This is a genomic window from Hymenobacter aranciens (assembly GCF_030580865.1).
Lineage (GTDB): Bacteria > Bacteroidota > Bacteroidia > Cytophagales > Hymenobacteraceae > Hymenobacter > Hymenobacter aranciens.
The window spans coordinates 362,971-379,112 of record NZ_JAUQSY010000001.1 but is presented as its reverse complement, the minus strand read 5'-3'; the positions used below and the strand labels follow the sequence as shown (position 1 = coordinate 379,112).

Genomic DNA, 16,142 nt, shown 5'->3' with positions numbered 1-16,142 from the left:
CAAAAAGAGGCCCGGTGCGACTGCACCGGGCCTCTTCACAAACCTAAACCTGAAGGCTTATTCCACCACCACGCGCTGCGTGACGGTGTGCGCGCCGGCCGTGAGGCGCAGCATGTACACGCCCTTGGCCAGGGCCGCCGTCTCGAACTCGGCCGAGGCGCCGGCCGCCGTCAGGGCGATGGTGCGGGTGGTCACGGTCTGGCCCAGCACGTTCAGCAGGGAGGCTTTCACCTCGCGCTGGCCCGCCACCGGCGGCAGCTGCACCGTGAACTTGCCGTGCGCCGGGTTCGGATACACGCTCACCAGCCCGGCCTCGAAAGCCGGGGCCGTAGCCAGCGCGCCGGCCGGGCGGAAGGCCAGCGCGAAGCGCCGCTGCGCCGCCATGGCCGTGCTCAGCGCGAAGCGGTAGGTGCCGCCGGCCGTCAGCTGCTGCTGCGCGCCGGTGAGGTTGTCGCGCAGGTACACCGTGGTGGTGCCGAAGTTGGTCAGGCCCGCCACCGTGAAGGTGTAGGTGCCGGCCGCCGGCGTGGCCAGCGTGAGCGGCACCACGGTTTCGCGGGTGCCGGCCAGGCTGGGCAGGCCGTTGATGGCCAGCGCTTCGCCGCCAGCCAGCGAGGCCAGGTTGAAGCCCGTGGTGTTGGGCAGCTTCACGCCGTCGTACTCGGCATCCACGTCGGCCGTGGCGCCGTTCTCGAAGTAGACGTAGGCCAGGTCGGCGAGGCCGGTGGTGCCGGCTACCTGCAGCTGCAGCTGCGGACGGGTGTCGGCAGTGCCACGGCCGAAGGCCGGCTGCGGGCCCCAGGTGGTGATGCGGTTGGCGTTGGTCAGGTTCACGGCGCCAGGGGTGCCGGCGGCGCTCACGTGCACAAAGTAGCCCGAGCCGGCATCAATCAGCGGCGAGCCGCTGCCCACGCCGTTGGTGTAGGTGCGGAAGTTGCCGGTGTACTGGCCCGTGCTCTGGTACACGTACATGGTGGCATCCACGCCGGGGCGCTGGGCGGCGCCGACGGTGTTCCAGTCGATGGGCGACGGGTAGGGGTTACCGAGCAGGTGGTAGCCAGCCTGCGGGTCGGTGCCGCGCGAAAGGGCGCCCGAGGCCTGGGCCGCGTTGTTGAAGGTACCCACGAAGTCGATGGGCGTGGCGGTGACGGGCGCGTTCACGGTGTAGCCGCGGGTGGGCGTCATGGCCGTTGCCAGGTTGGCGGGCGAGAACCAGCCCTTGTCGAAGGCCCCGTAGGTCGAGGTGACCGTGGCAATGCGGCTTTCGTCGTAGCCAAACACGGTGGGAAACGGCGTCACGTTGTTGGGCTCGGCGGCCGAGTTGTAGTTCGGGTTCACCACGGGGGCGAAGCCGGTCGTGTTCAGGTCGTTCACGGTGGTGTTGCTCACCGGGGCCGAGAAGTGGCGATACGCCGGGCCGCTCACGCCGCCCGTAATGGCGCGCTGCATGGTGCCGGCGCCGGTGACGCTGCCGCCGCCGCTGTTATCGACCAGGGCGGTGCCGCTGGCATCCGATAGCAGGGTAAAGGTGTTGCCACCGGTGGCGAGGCTGCCGCTTTGCAGGCGGGCCACCTGAGCCACGCTCAGGGCCTGCGACAAGGTCAGGCCGAAGATGTTGTTTACCGTCAGGTTGCGGACGCGGGCGGGCAGGGCCGCGCCGGTTACCTGGGCCTGGGTACCGTCGTACACGTAGTTGGCGTCGTTGGAGAAGCTGCGGGTGCCGGTGGTGCGCAGGAAGCCGGTGGTGCTGCCCGCTACCAGCCCAATGGGGCTGCACACTTCCAGGGTGCCGCCGGCTGCCAGCACAAAGTTGGCGGGGCCGAGGATGGTGTTGGTGCAGTTCGTGTTCAGGGTGCCGCCGCTCTGCACCGTCACGGTGCCGGTCACGGTCAGGTTGCCGTTCATGCTCAGCACGCCACCGTTCTGCACGGTCACGTTGTTGTAGGTGCCGCTGCCCGATTGCGCGGTGCTCACTATCAGGTCGCCGGGCGTGCTCACGCAAATGGTGAAGGTGCCAATTTCGGCATTGTCGTACGCAAATACGCGGGCGTACACCGTGGCGCCGGGCGTGAGGCCCGTGGCCGTGATGAGCGAGAATGCGCCGGTGCCGGCATCGTCGTCGCAGGCAATTTCGGTGAGGCTGGCACAGGTGCCGGTGTAGAGGGCCAGGCCGGTATCGGAAACGCTGGTGCCGCTACCCTGGCCGGTTTCTACCGTTACGGCCCCGCCGGCGGGCACTACGAACCTATACCACACGTCGCCGCCGAGGTAGCTGGAGCAAGCCGGGTCGGCCACACCCGAGTCGGTAGCATCCACGTTGGTGCCGCTGGTGGGCGTGGTGCAGCTGCCGGCTTGCACCGTCAGGGCAGTGGCGCCGCTGCAGTTGTCGTTGGCGGGCGGCGTGCCGGGGGTGGTTACGCAGATGGTGAAGGTGCCGCTAGCGCCCGAAGACCAATCGTACACCCGCACGTAGTACGTGCTGCCCACCGTCAGGCCAGTGGCCAGCAGGTTTTCAGTGTCCCCGCCGAAAGTGTTATCGGCGCAGTCGAGGTTGGTGCTGGCGGCGCAGGTGCCCGAGCGCAGGTCCACCACGGCATCGAAGCCGGTGCCGCCGGCCACCGTGACGGTGTGGCTGGTGGCCGTGGCCACGAAGGAGTACCACACGTCGTCATCGGGGGTGCCGCCGCAGGCCGTTGCCGCTCCCGAAGCCGTGGCCGATACCGTGGTGCCGCTGGTAGCGGCCACGCAGCCCGCGCCGGCCGCGCCGGGCGTGAGGCTGACAGCCCCCGCGCAGTTGTCGTTGGCCGGGGCGGCGCCCGGCGTGGTCACGCAGATGGTGAAGGCGCCGTAGTTGCCGGCGTCGTAGTCATACACCCGCACGAAGTAGGTATTGCCCACGGTCAGGCCAGTAGCTGTCAATACTTCCGCTCCGCTGAAGAGTTCATCGCGGCAAGCCACATTGGTGCTGGCGGCGCAGGTGCCCGTACGCAGGTCTACCACCATGTCGAGGGTGCTGGTTACCGTTACCACGTGGCTGGTGGCCGTGGCCACGAAGGAGTACCACACGTCGTCATCAGCCGTAGCCCCCGTCGAGCACACGGCCGGGCCCGAAGCCGTAGCCGATACCGTGGTGCCGCTGGTGGGCGTGGCGCAGGCCGCGCCCACGGCGCCGGGCGTCAGGCTGACGGCGCCGGCGCACTCGTCGTTGGCCGGGGCGGCGCCCGGCGTGGTGATGCAGATGGTGAAGGTGTCGCTGAAGCCGCTGTCGTAGTCATACACCCGCACGTAGTAAGTGCTGCCCACCGTCAGGCCGGTGGCGGTCAGGGTTTCGGTGCCGGCCAGGCCGGTGTTATCGCGGCAGACCACGCTGGTGCTGGCGGCGCAGGTGCCCGAGCGCAGGTTCACTACGGCATCAAAGTCGGCGCCACCCACTACCGTTACCACGTGGCTGGTAGCCGTGGCCACGAAGGAATACCACACGTCGTCATCGGCCGTGCCCGTGCAGGCGGCCTGGCCCGACGGCGTGGCGTTCACGGTGGTGCCGTTGGTGGGAGTGCCGCAGGCGGCGCCCGCGGCGCCGGGGGTCAGCACGGTAGCCGTGGCGCAGTTGTCGTTGGCCGGGGCGGCCGGGGGCGTGGCGGGCGTGGTCACGCAGATGGTGAAGCCACCGTACACGCCCGTGAAGTAGTCGTGTACCCGCACATAGTAAGTGCTGCCCACCGTCAGGCCCGAAGCCACAATGGTTTCGGTACCGCCATCGCCGGTATTGTCGCGGCAGGTGACGCTGGTGCCGGCGGCGCAGGAGCCCGAGCGCAGCTCTGCTACGGCATCGAAGCCGGTGGCGCCCACCACCGTGATGGTATGGCCGGTGCTGGTAGCCACGAAGGAATACCACACGTCATCGTCGGCGTCGCCGGCGCAGGCGGCCGGGGCCGAGGCCGTCGAGTTCACGGTGGTTCCCAGGGTGGGCGAGGCGCAGGCGGCGCCCGCGGCGCCCGGCGTCAGGCTGGTGGCGGTGGCGCAGTTGTCGTTGCTCACGGCGGCCACCGTTGCGAAGGTAGTGACGGCTGCCGTCGAGGCGCCGCCGTTGAGGCAGGTGGTTTCGACGCGCACCGTGTAGCTGGTGCCGGGCGTGAGGCCGGTCAGGCTCACCGGGCTGCCGGCGGCCGTGGTGCTCACGGCGGCGCCGGTGGTGGGCGTGGCCGTCACCGAGTAGTTGAGGGCGCCGCCCGAGGGGTCGAAGGTGACCGTGGCCGAGGTGGCCGTGATGTTGGTAGTAGTCAGGTTGGTCACTTCCTCGCAGGGCAGGTCAGCGGGCGTGGTCACGCAGATGTCGAAGTCGGCGCTGCCCGCGCCCGTCAGGGCATTGTACACGCGCACGTAGTAGCGGGTGCCCGTGGTGAGGCCCGTGGCCACCATGGTTTCAGTGCCCGTGGGGCCGCCGCTGGCGCTGGCATTCTGGCACAGCAGGCTGGCGCCGGGGCAGCTGGCGCCCGAGCGCAGCTCCAGCGCGGCATCGAAGTTGAACGTGGGCGTAACCGTGACGGAGTGGCGCGCGCCGGTGGCCACGAAGGAAAACCACACGTCATCGTCGGCCTCACCGGTGCAGGGCGACGTCACGAGCGACGAGGCAGTGGCGCCGGTGGTGGTGTAGGTGCTGCCGGTGCAGGGGTCGCCGGCGGCACCGGGCGTCAGGGCCACGGCCCCGGCGCAGTCATCGTTGCCGATGGCCGTGCGGAAGCTGGTGGTAGAGGTGCCGCCCGGGCCGCCCCCGCAGGTGGTGGTCACGGTGACGGTGTAGGTGGTGTAGGGCGCCAGGCCGGTCAGGGTGACGGGGTTGGCGTTGCCCACCGTTTGGGAAGTGCCGCCGGGGCTGTAGTTCACCGTGTAGCTGGTGGCACTGCCCACCGCTGCAAAGTTGATGGTAGCCGAGCTGCTGGTGATGGCCGTGGTGGGCGCAAAGGCCACGCCCGGACAGGCGGGGGTCACTTCCAGCCGCAGGTTGTCGATGCCGATGTCGTCGCTGCCGAAGTCGGAAGTGGCCCGGAAGCGAATAACGCTGGTGGCCGACGAGGCCGGGAAGGTAACCGACTGCCCGCTAAACGACGACGACGTGGTGAGCGTGAGCAGGGTGGTGGGGAAAGTGGCTCCGCCATCGGTGCTCAGCAGCACTTCGAGGCGCTCCACGGTATTGTCGCGGGTGGGGTTGATGTAGTCAAAGGTCAGCGTTTTGGTGCCGGCCGCACTCAGGTCGGCATACAGGCTGAGGCTGCCCTGAGTACCCGAGTTCGAGCCAAAGGTGTGGAAGCGGGCCGAATAGCTGCCCTGGCTGGCGGGCGTCTGGTACGGGGCGGGGTCATTCACCAGATACGACCAGCCGGCCGTGGTGAAGCCCTGGTCGTTGCGCCGCCACGAGTTGTTGCCCGTGATGGGGGTGGCCCGCCAGTTGGTGCCGGGCACTTCCAGATTGCCGCAGCGGCCCGTCCAGCTCTCGAAGCCTTCGGTGTAGGGCAGCGTGGCATAGGGCGCGGGCGTGGCGGCATACACGCTAACCAGGGCCGGCGTAGACGTAGCCGACTGCCCCGAGCAAGTTACCACCGCCTGGTAGTAGGTATCGGTCGTGATACCCGTGGCGCTATATGTAAAGTTGGTGCTGGTACCCGGCGCATTGGTATAGGGTCCACCGATGCCGGTCGTCGAGCGCTGCCACTGGTAGGTAACGCCCGAGCCGCCGGCCGAACCCGTCAGCGACAGCGTGGACGACACCGTGCCGCAGCCGTTGGGCAGCGTGGCCACGGCCGTGCCGGCCGTGGGCGGGGCCGTACATGGCACCGGTGGCGTGTAGGTGAAGGTCAGGCCGCTGGCCGGCTTTACCGTACTCGTTAGAAACACCCCGGCCGTGTTGGCAGTGCCGGCGACAGTGCTGGCCCACGACGTGGTGGAGTTGCGGTTGTTGTAGTCGGCATTGGTGGAGCCGCGCAGGCCCACCTGGGGGTTGGTGGTGAGCCCGGCCGCCACGGCAGCCGCATTATACACGAAGTCAATCGTGTTGCTCGTCTCATTCAGCCGAACCTGAAAGTTAATGATGTCGTTGGCGTACAAAAAGGTAGTGGGGTCCACTCGGGCAAAGTTGCTCCACTGCACCACGAAGGTGCGGTTAGGGCTGCTGCCTACCGTTTCGTAGCGAATTTCGCCCAGGTTGCCGGCTACGTGGTTGCCAGCCAGGTCGCTGCCCAGGGCCGAGGCGGCCCCGGCATACCCGCCGGTTGAGGAAATCGGCAGGTAGTTGGTGGTAGTTGGGGCCGTGGTGCCGAAAGTCAGGAAGCCGTTGCTGCTGATGCGGACCGCCGTGTAGGCTACCCCATTGAAGGTAAACGAAAACGGTATCGTGGCCGCCGCCGTCACCACGTCGTCCGTCGGACCCGGGTAGGGGTCGGCGGCGGCAACCACGTTCACGGCCGCCACCGTGCCGCCCGTGATGGGCGTGTAGGTGCCGCTGGATTGCCCGAAGGTGTAGAGCCGTACCTGCGCCTGGGCCTGCCCAATGCCGAGCAAGGCTACAGCGGCGGTTACCAGCCAGCGGCTTGTGCGCGCCAGCCCGGTGGATGGGAGAGAGACACCACCGCCCGGAGGCCCTTGGATGGTATTTCTCCTGAGTAAGTTTTCGCTCATGGTACTAATGTGAAAGGGTAAAGAGTGAGAAATGCCGTGCTTACCGCCTTGCCATTGTCATACTAGAAGCCCGGTTCGACTACCGCAGCGTGGTAACACTGGGGCTAGTTGAGCATTATTTCACAGAAAAGCAAGTCATTCGCCGAAAACTTCACATTTATTTCATTTTTCCTAACTTTTATTTAAGACCTGCGTATAAGCCCGGCTTCTTCTCAAAGTGGCGCTTGGTGTCAGTTTTAGGCAGTCAGAGCTTTAGGCTTGGCGGCAGGGCACGACGGAGCCAGCCGGCAGCGGGGCTACCGGTGGCCGCGGGGCTTTTCCAGCAAAAGCAGGCGGCAACGGCAGCCTAAGGCATGGCTACGCGGTAGCTCAGGCCCACCCGAAAGGTCAGGTTTTTTTCGACGCGGGGCGTAAGGTCGGCGCCGAGGCCCACAAAGTCGATGACGACCTGCGACGTATCGTCGCGCTCATACACTTCGAGCCGGCGGGTGAGGCTGTAGGCGGCCGGAGCGCGCAGGGCCCAGCGCGGCGTCAGGTAGGTTTCGGCGACGAGGCCGTGGTGGCCGGGGGTATGGCGCAGGTAGCGGTCGGCCGGGGTAGCCACCGCAACATTACAGCGCCAACAATGCAAAGCCCGGCTGCCGCAAGGCGACAACCGGGCTTTGCATTGTTGGCGCCGCTACTCGCCTACTCCACCACCAGGCGCCGGGCAATGGTGCCGGTAGCGGCCGGCAGGCGCAGCGTGTACACGCCGGCGGCCAGGCCACGCAGGTCTACGGTGGTGCTGGGGCCGGCCAGGGGCAGCGTGCGCACCGTCTGACCCAGGCTGTTGAGCAGCGCGGCCGGGCCGGTGCGCAGGCCGGCGGGCACCTGCAGCGTGGCCGTGCCGTGGGCGGGGTTGGGGTACAGCAGCACCTGGGCCGCCAGCGCCGCGCCAGCCGGGGCCGTGCCCAGAGCGCCGGCCGACACCAGGTTCAGGAAGAAGCGGCCCGGCAGCGTGGTGGCCGTGGTGGCGAAGGCGTAGCTCGCGCCCGGCGCCAGCACGGTGCGGGTGTTGGTCAGGGCATCTGCCAGCACCAGCGTGGCGCCGGGGGCCAGGTGCTGCAGGGCGGCGGCCGTAAAGGTGTAGCGCCCAGCCGCGGGCACGCCCACCTGCAGCGGAATGGTAGTGGCCGCGCTCAGCTCGGCCCGGCCATCGATGGCCAGCGCCGCGCCGGTGGCCGGGAGCGTGGCCACGTTCAGCCCGTGCGGGTTGGGCATTTTCACGGCATCAAACGAGGCATCTACGGCGGCCGTGGCGCCGGCTTCGGCGTAGAGGTACACGGCATCCGTGAGGCCGGCGCCGGTTAGCGTCAGCTGCAGCTGGGGGCGGGTATCGGCGGCTCCCCGGCGCATGGGTACCTGGGTGGCGTAGTCGGTGAGGCGGTGCGCGTCGCGGAAGGTGAGCGTGCCGGCGGTCTGGCCGCTGCTCACCTGCACCCAGAAGCCCTGGGCCGTGGCGATGAGCGGCGAGCCGCTGCCCACGCCGTTCACGTAGGCGCGGTAGGCGCCGCCGTACTGGCTGCTGCTTTCGAAAACGTACATCGCCGCATCGAGCCCCGCGCGGTCGCTGGCCGCAATGCGCGTCCAGTCAATCGGGGCCGGGTAGGGGTTGCCCACCAGGGCCCAGCCGCCGGCCGCCGTGGGGCCGGTGGTGCGGGCCAGGCTCACCGCATACGTGCCCGTGTTCAGCGTGCCGGTGAAGTCCACCTTTTCCGTGCCGGCCAGATTGACCGCGTAGCCCTGCCCTACCACAACGGCCGCGGGCGTGCCGGGGCTGGTGGCGGGCGAGTACCAACCCTTATCGAAGCCGCTGTACGTGCTGGCCGGGCCCGCCACCCGCGCCTGGTCGTAGCCAAACACCGTGGGGAAGGGCGTCACCAGATTTGGCGTGGCCGAAGTATTGTAGGCGGGGTTGAATACCGGCGCGAAGGTGCTGGTCTGCAGGTCGGCCAGGGTGTTGCCGCGCACCGGCGAGGCGTAGTGGCGGTAGCCCAGGCCGGGGTTGGTGGGCGTGAGGTAGCGCTGCACGGTGGCGGTGCCGCCCGTTACCACGCCGGCGCCGCCGTTCACCACCAGGGCCGTGCCGGTGGCGTCGGAGAGCAGCGTCAGGGCCAGGCCGCCCAGGTTGAGGTTGCCGGCCGCGCCGATGGTCAGCGTTTGGCTGATGTTTACGGGGAGGCTTAGCGTTACGGTGCTGTTATTAACCGTGGTGAGGCTGCGCACGGTGGCGGGCAGGCCGCTGCCGGTTTCCTGGGCAGCGGTACCGTTGTATACGTAATTGGCCCCGGTTGAGAACGAGCGGGTGCCTGCCACGCGCACCGGGCCGCTGTTGCCGGTGGCGCGCAGTCCATTCGCATCGCAGATGGCTAGGGTGGCCCCGGCCGCCAGCGCGAAGCTGCCCGGGCCGGTGACGGCTTGGCAATTGGTGCTGAGGAAGCCCCCGGCCTGCACTTCGAACGCCCCGGCCACGTTAGCATCGGCGGCCAGCACGGCCGCGCCGGTGCCGGTGATGGTGACGTTGCGATAAGTATCGGCCGCGATGCTCACCGGCGCGGCGGGCGTGCCGGTGCTCACCACCAGGTCGCGCAGCACCGTGAAGCTGGTGGCGCTGGTGGCCGTGCCGCCCGGGGTGGTCACGGCAATGGGGCCGCTGGTGCCGCCGGCGGGTACGCTGAACTGAATAGTAGCCGCGTCAACCACGGTGAAGCCACTCACGGCCACGCCGTTCAGGGTAAGCGCAGTGGCCCCGGTGAGGGCCGTGCCGGTGACGGTGACGGTGGTGCCCACCGGCCCGCTGGCCGGCGTGAAGCCGCTGATGGTGGGGCTGCTCTGGTTGAAGCGCACGCTCACGGAGCTGCTAAAGGTGTTGGCCGCCAGGATGTCGAGGTCGCCGTCGCCGTCCACGTCGGCGGCCGCCACGGCGAGCGTGTTGTCGCCGGTGGGCACGTTCAGGGTGCCCGAGAAGCTGGCCGCGCCATTGTTCAGGCGCACGCTCACCGTGCTGCTGTTTTGGGTGTTGGCCGTCAGCAGGTCGAGGTCGCCATCACCGTCCACGTCGGCCGCTACTATGCCCTGCGTCCGGAAGTCCGTTACCACGCTGGTGGGGCTGGCAAAGGTACCGGCGCCGTTGTTGAGGTGCACCTGCACGGTGTTGCCGACCACGCCGGAGCCCGTCAGCAGGTCCAGGTCGCCGTCGCCGTCGAGGTCGGCGGCCACCAGCCCGAACGAATAGCTGTTGAGCGGCAGGTCGGTGGTGCCCGAAAACACGCCCGCCCCGTTGTTCAGGCGCACGCTCACCGTACCCAGGTCGTTGTTGTTGGTCAGAATATCCAGGTCGCCGTCGCCATCAATGTCCGCCGTTATCACGGTCACGGGCAGGGTGCCCACCGGCACCTGGGTAGTGCCGGTGAAGTTGCCGGCCCCGTCGTTGAAGCGCACGTTCACGGTGTTGGCCGACATGTTGGTGGCCACCAGGTCGAGGTCGCCGTCGGCGTCGAGGTCGCCCACGGCCAGGCTGCCGGGGCCGCCGGGCATGGGCACGTTGGTGGTGCCGGTGAAGTTGCCGGCCCCATCATTGAAGCGCACGCTCACCGAGCCGCCGGCCACGTTGCCCACCAGCAGGTCGGGGTCGCCGTCGCCGTCCACGTCGGCCGTGGTGAGGGCGTAGGGCTGGCTGGCCATGGGCAGCGTGGTGGTGCCCGAAAAGCCACCCGCCCCATTATTGAGGCGCACACTCACCGAGCTGGTGTTGTTGTCGGGCGTCAGCAGGTCGAGGTCGCCGTCGTTGTCGATGTCGGCCACGGTCAGGTTGGTAGGGCGGCCGGCCAGGCTCACTTCCGAGCCTCCGCCAAACACGCCCGGGCCCACCCCGGCCGCCGCCGTGAAGCGCAGCACCCGTCCCCGGGCCAGGCTGCCGCCCGCGGCGGCCGTGGCCGCCGGCGTGATGCTGACAGCCACCGTTTCGCCGGGCCCGAACGCATAGCCGGGCGCAAAGCCCAGCGTGGCGCCGCTGGCCGTGGTGCTGCCGCTGGCCGTGCTCCGCAGCCCCCCGCGCTGGCCGCCAAATACCTTAAGCGCCGCCGTCGAGCCCGGGGTGAGGGCCTGGTTGAACGTGACCTGCACCGGGCTGGTGCGGGGCGCGTTGCGCGTGTTGGCCGTGGGCGACACGCTGCTGATGGCCAGCGGCGGGGTCACCGTGAAGGTCACTTCGTTCGAGGTGCCGTCGGGCGTCGTCACCGTAACCGGGCCGGTGGTAGCGCCGGCGGGCACCACCACACCGGTAATCTGGGTGCCGTCGGCGCTCACCGTGAAGCCGGTGCTCACCACGTTGGCGCTGGCGCCGCCAAAGGTGATGCTGGTGGCGCCCGTCAGGGTAGTGCCGGTGAGGGTGAGGGTGGTGCCCACCGGGCCGCTGGCCGGGCTCAGGGCTGTGAGGGCCGGCCCCGCCTGCACGGCGGCCAGAAAGCCCACCGTCCGCAGGTTGGGACTGGGCAGGCTGATGGCATCGAACGCCGCCGGGGTCAGCAGGCTGCCGGCCGCATAGAGACGGCTGCCGGCCACGGTCAGGGCCAGGGCCTGGTCGGCGTAATCGGCTCCGGCGGCTTTGGCCCAGCGCGGGGTCACGGTCGTGCCGTTATCGGTGTAGGCAGCCACAAACGCATCCGCGTTCGGAGTGCTGCCGTGGCCGGGCAGGGGGCTGCCGGCGGCGCGCACGGCGTTGGCATCGGCGGCCGTGTTGGTGGCATAGCCGGCCAGGTAGGCGGTGGTGCCGGTGGCGGCTACGCTGTAGGCCAGGTCGGGGCCGCTGCCGCCGGCGGCCGTGGCCCACTGGTAGCGCATTCCCAGGCCCTCGTCGAGGTACTTCACCAGGAAGGCATCGGTGGTGGAGCTGCTGCCCATGCCGGGCAGGGCCACCCCCGCGAAGCGCACGCCGCTGCCATTGGCCGCGTCGTTGGTGAAGGAGCCGCCCACGTACACCCGGGTGCCCACTACGCTGATGGCCAGGCCATCGTCGGTCCCGCTGCCGCCCTGCACAATAATCACGTTGATTCCCGGCGCGCCGGTGGTGTTGCGGTATTTGAGCACCAGCACGTCGGCCGAGGTGGTGCTGCTGGCACCGCCCGAGGTGGTGATGCCGCTCACGCGCACGGCATTGCCGTCGGCGCTGTTGTTGGTGACGGTGCCGGTGAGGTAGATGGCGCCGTTGCCGGTGGCGATGGCATAGCCCAGGTCGGGGCCGGTGCCGCCAAAGCTGGTGGCGCTCGTGAAGCTGCCGGCTTCGCTGTATTTCAGCAGGAAGCCGTCGGTGTTGGGGCTGGTGCCGCTGCCGGGCAGGGCACTGCCGCCAAACTGCACGGCATTGCCGTTGGTGGCGGTGTTGGTGTAGAGACCGGTCACGAATACGCTGCCGCCGAGCAGGGCCAGGCCGCGGCCGTAGTCGTCGGCGGTGCCGCCGCCGGCCCGGGCCCAGGCCAGGGTGCCGGCGGGGGTGTAGCTCAGCAGAAACATATCGAGCCCGGTGCTGGTGCTGGCCCCGGGCAGGGCACTGCCGCCAAACTGCACGGCGCTGCCGTTGGTGCTGTTGTTGGTGAAGCTGCCGGTCACGTACACGCCGTTGGCGTTAGCGGCCAGGCCGCGGCCGTAGTCGTCGGCGGTGCCGCCGCCGCGCACGGCCCACAGCCAGGTGGCGGTGGCGGGGTCATACTTGGCCACGAACACATCGAGCCCCCCGGCGCTGGTGAGCAGGGTGCTGCCAAACTGCACCTGGTCGGTGAAGTTGCCGGTCACGTAGAGCGTGCCGTCGGGGGCCGGGGCAGTGGCCCGCACCAGTGAGGTGCCCACCGGCAGCGGGCTGTGCTCGGCCACGCGCAGCCAGGCGCCGGTGGTAGCGTCGAGCTCGCCCAGGGCGAGGCGGTTGAAGGTGCCCAGGCCGGTGAGGGTGGCGGTGTGGGTGACGTCGGGCTGGCCGGCGTAGGTGTTGGCCGTGGCCAGCGGCGCATACACCCGGGTGCCGTGCACGCTCACGCCCAGCGCAAACACCAGCCCGGGGGCCGTGCCGGTGGCCACCCAGTCGAAGGCGGCCGCGCTGCCGGCATCGGTGTAGCGGGCCACGAAGAGGGCACACAGGGCCGTGGCTGGGGCGCCCGGCAAGGCCGCCCCATTAAAGGCCAGGGCGGGCCCGGCCGGGTTGTTGCGCGAGAGAAAGCCCGCCGCGTAGAGCTGGCTGCCGCTCACGGCCAGCGCCTGCACGCCATCCAGGTTGTTGCTGCTCACCGACCGGGCCCAGCTCCAGCTGCCGGCACTGCCCTGGTCAACGCACTTGGCAATGAAGCCGCTCTGCGTGGCATCGGCGCGCTCGCCCGGCAGGGCCAGCGGGCCCAGCCGGGTTTGAAAGCTATTGGCCGCATCGTTGAGAAATTCGCCCCCGATGTACACCGCCGGGCCCTGGCACACGATGGCATTCGGCGTGAGCGAGCGCAGCCCGCCGCCGGTCTGGCCCCAGCGGCAGGTGGGCGCGGCGCCGGCATCGGTGTAGGCCACCACAAAGGCATCGTGGCTGTTGGTGTCGTTGTTTATCCCATTGAGCACGACGGCCCCAAACTGCACGGCGTTGCCGTTGGTGGTGGTGTTGTCATACAGCCCGGTCATGTACACCGAGGTACCCTGCACGGCCACGCCGGTGCCGTAGTCGGTGCCCGTGCCGCCTTCGCTCACGGCCCAGTCGGCGCGGGCGGTGGCGCCCAGGTCGGTGTAGCGGGCCAGCAGGGCATTCACGTTGAGGGCCGCGCCCTTGCCCGGCAGCGGCAGGCCGCCAATGCGCACCTGGTTGGCATCGGCCTGGTTGTTGTTCACCTGCCCGGTCACGTACACCGCGCTGCCCTGCACGGCCAGACCCAGGCCCACGTCGTCGGCGGTGCCGCCGCCGCCCACCACCCAGCCCAGGGCGCTGGTGCTGCCCTGGTCGGTGTACTTGGCCAGAAACAGGTCGCTGGTGCTCAGGTACAGGCTGCCGGGCGCCACGGCCGGGCTGTGGCCGGGCAGGGGCGTAGTGCCAAAGCGCACGCCCAGCCCATCGGCCGGGGTGTTGAAGTACATCCCGGTGAGGTACACGCTGCTACCGTTGAGGGCAATGCCGGTTACCTGCTCATTGTGCAGGCCCCCGGCCGCGGTGGCCCAGGCCCAGGTGCCGGTGGCCGTGCGCCACTTGGCCAGAAACACGTCGCTGCCCCCGCGCGACACCAGCACGGTGCCGCCCAGCTTGAGCTCCTGGTTAAAGGTGCCGGTTATCAGCACGTCGCCGTTGGCGTCGGTGGCGGTGGCGCGGGGCTCGGCGCTGCTGTTGCGCGAGTATTGCTCCAGCGTGAAGGCCTGCTGCCAGGCCGGCGCCTGGGCGCGGGCCGCCAGCGCGCCCAGCACCAGGGCCAGGCCGAGCAGCAGGCGGCCCAGCCCGGCCGCGCGGCCACCAGTGGTAGACCAATGAAGAGTAGCGGTGTGCATCATAACGGGACGGGTATAAACATGAGCGCCAAAGCTAGCACTTAAATCCTTTTCGCTCACTGCCCCCGCCCGCCCGCTGCCCACGTTAGCCGGGGCCGGCCCCAGGACCGCGCGCACAAACGCCCCGCCGCCGGCCAGGCCGGCAGCGGGGCGCGGTTTCATAGCTCCCGAGGGTTATTGCACAATGCGGCTCACTACCGGCGAGTAGATGGGGTCGGTGGTGGTGCTGGTGAGGGGCGCGGCCATCACGTACACCTTGGTGCCCGAGGGAAAGGCCCCGATTTCGCGGCTACGGCCATTGCCCACGGCTACTTCCCAGTGCTTGGGGTCGAGGGTGGGGTCGGTGGTGAAGCGCACCAGGCGCTGCACGCTGCCCGTAAAGCCCTCGAAGGTGATGAGCAGGCAGCCCGGCGTGCTGCCATCCGTGAGCACGATGACGGGGTTAAACTGTCCGTCGCCATCGGGGCGCTGGGCGGTGTTGGGGTTGGCCATCTTCAGGCCCGACGACTGCAGGGTGGCCTCCTTGTTTTCGTACGTCAGGTTGAGTTGCTTGGCCAGGCGGCCCAGCTGCCGCTTCACGTCGTCGCGCAGGGTGTCGGCAATGGTCGTATTGCTGGGCGAGCCGTAGCCAAGGTTGTTGATGAAGTCGTCGTAGGCCGTGACGGCTTCCAGCAGCGGCTGCGCCAGCTTGAGGCCATCGGTGATGAGGGAACTAGTGCTGGTTTGGCGCACCACGCTGTGAGCAAAGGGCGACACGGCATCGTTGGTCAGGCTGACGTAGCTTTCGATGAGTTTGAACATTTTCGTGATGTGGGGTTAAAAAGGGGTTGAGGTATGACGGGCAAGTAATAGCATGCCGCCGCCCTTGTCAAGCCCCCCGCCTAGCCCCTAACGTGGTGAGCCAGGCGGTTTCGGAACCAAAAACTTCATTTCCGCGCTTCCGGGCCCGGTTCAGCTTGCCGCCGGCTTCTGAAAATAATTTCCCCTCAGCGAAAGTACTTATTGCACAAGGGTATTTTTACGGGTAATGCTAATCAGGCAAAAACACGCTTGTAGGTATGGCGCGCCGTGCGTATGCAAACCCTCAGCCAATTACCATCCCGCAGGTAGCGAACCAAGTGCCAACCCCGGCCACTAATTGTATTTTTCCGGCATTCACCCCGCCCCGGCAACAGCCGGCCGGTCCCATCCGATAACCCTGGCACAGCTCACGGCCGCCAGTGGTTTTGCGTCAGCCTCCCCCGCAGCAGTGCCGAAAACGGTTATGTTGACGTTGGAAACGGTTATGTTGACGTCGAAAACGGTTATGGTGACGTCGGAAACGGTTATGGCGAAGCCGGAAACGGTTATGGCGAAGCCGGAAACGGTTATGTTGACGTTGGAAACGGTTATGTTGAGGGCAGCAATAATCGTTGCTGACGCCAACATAACCGTTTTTACCCGTGCAACGGTGGCCGCAGCCTAGGCCGCCACCTTAAGCACTTAGCAGCTGCTGCTGCACCAGTTGCAGGAGCATGGTATCGGTGGCATTGAGGGCCAGGGCGGTTACTTCGAGCAGGGCCAGGTCGCGCAGGCCGGTGCGGATGGGCCAGCTGGCGGGCAGCTCGTGCAGGGCCATGCTCCAGTCAGGAAAGGCGCGGGTGCTGATGGGCTTATCGGCCAGCTTGAGCAGGTTGCGGTGGCGCGGGTCGGCCTCGATGCGCTGGTAGGTGGCCTGCACCACGGCGGCCTCGCCCTCCAGCACCTGCAGTAGCTGCTGCGGGGCATAGAAGAGAATGCCGGTGAGCTGGCGCGCGGCGTTGTTAGCCTGGCATTCGGCCAACAGGTTGCCGAGCTCGGCCTCGCCGTACGGGTGGGTGGGCGTGCTTAAGTAGATGACGTGATGCAGAGCCATGCCCCAAAGGTAGCGCTTAGAGCGCTATCTACGGCCG

General features: G+C 68.4%; 6 protein-coding genes. All 6 read right to left on the bottom strand.

The genetic code is table 11. The features are described from left to right. Positions 1-57 precede the first annotated feature (57 nt). The gene (locus tag Q5H93_RS01435) at positions 58-6,672 is read right to left on the bottom strand and encodes an NIDO-like domain-containing protein (RefSeq protein ID WP_305004690.1); all 6,615 of its coding nucleotides are present in this window, start codon (positions 6,670-6,672) and stop codon (positions 58-60) included. Positions 6,673-7,018: 346 nt separating this feature from the next. Beyond that, positions 7,019-7,276, bottom strand: coding sequence for a hypothetical protein (locus Q5H93_RS01430; protein WP_305004689.1), 258 nt, complete (start codon positions 7,274-7,276; stop codon positions 7,019-7,021). A gap of 83 nt (positions 7,277-7,359) precedes the next feature. Continuing rightward, positions 7,360-14,373 carry an FG-GAP-like repeat-containing protein gene (locus Q5H93_RS01425; RefSeq protein ID WP_305004688.1) on the bottom strand — a complete coding sequence of 2,338 codons (7,014 nt, stop codon included), beginning with the start codon at positions 14,371-14,373 and terminating at the stop codon, positions 7,360-7,362. Positions 14,374-14,385: 12 nt separating this feature from the next. After that, the gene (locus tag Q5H93_RS01420) at positions 14,386-15,012 is read right to left on the bottom strand and encodes a hypothetical protein (protein WP_305004687.1); all 627 of its coding nucleotides are present in this window, start codon (positions 15,010-15,012) and stop codon (positions 14,386-14,388) included. 354 nt (positions 15,013-15,366) lie between these two features. Continuing rightward, positions 15,367-15,639: a hypothetical protein gene (locus Q5H93_RS01415; RefSeq protein WP_305004686.1), complete on the bottom strand. Its 273-nt coding sequence runs from the start codon at positions 15,637-15,639 to the stop codon at positions 15,367-15,369. Between the two features lie 46 nt (positions 15,640-15,685). Further along, the gene (locus Q5H93_RS01410; RefSeq protein ID WP_305004685.1) at positions 15,686-16,105 is read right to left on the bottom strand and encodes a BLUF domain-containing protein; all 420 of its coding nucleotides are present in this window, start codon (positions 16,103-16,105) and stop codon (positions 15,686-15,688) included. Positions 16,106-16,142: the final 37 nt, after the last annotated feature.

Excerpts from the sequence above, each read along its gene's own strand:
- Q5H93_RS01435 (WP_305004690.1), bottom strand. The coding sequence starts at position 6,672 with ATGAGCGAAAACTTACTCAGGAGAAATACCATCCAAGGGCCTCCGGGC.
- Q5H93_RS01425 (WP_305004688.1), bottom strand. The coding sequence starts at position 14,373 with ATGAAACCGCGCCCCGCTGCCGGCCTGGCCGGCGGCGGGGCGTTTGTG.
- Q5H93_RS01420 (WP_305004687.1), bottom strand. The coding sequence starts at position 15,012 with ATGTTCAAACTCATCGAAAGCTACGTCAGCCTGACCAACGATGCCGTG.
- Q5H93_RS01415 (WP_305004686.1), bottom strand. The coding sequence starts at position 15,639 with ATGTTGGCGTCAGCAACGATTATTGCTGCCCTCAACATAACCGTTTCC.
- Q5H93_RS01410 (WP_305004685.1), bottom strand. The coding sequence starts at position 16,105 with ATGGCTCTGCATCACGTCATCTACTTAAGCACGCCCACCCACCCGTAC.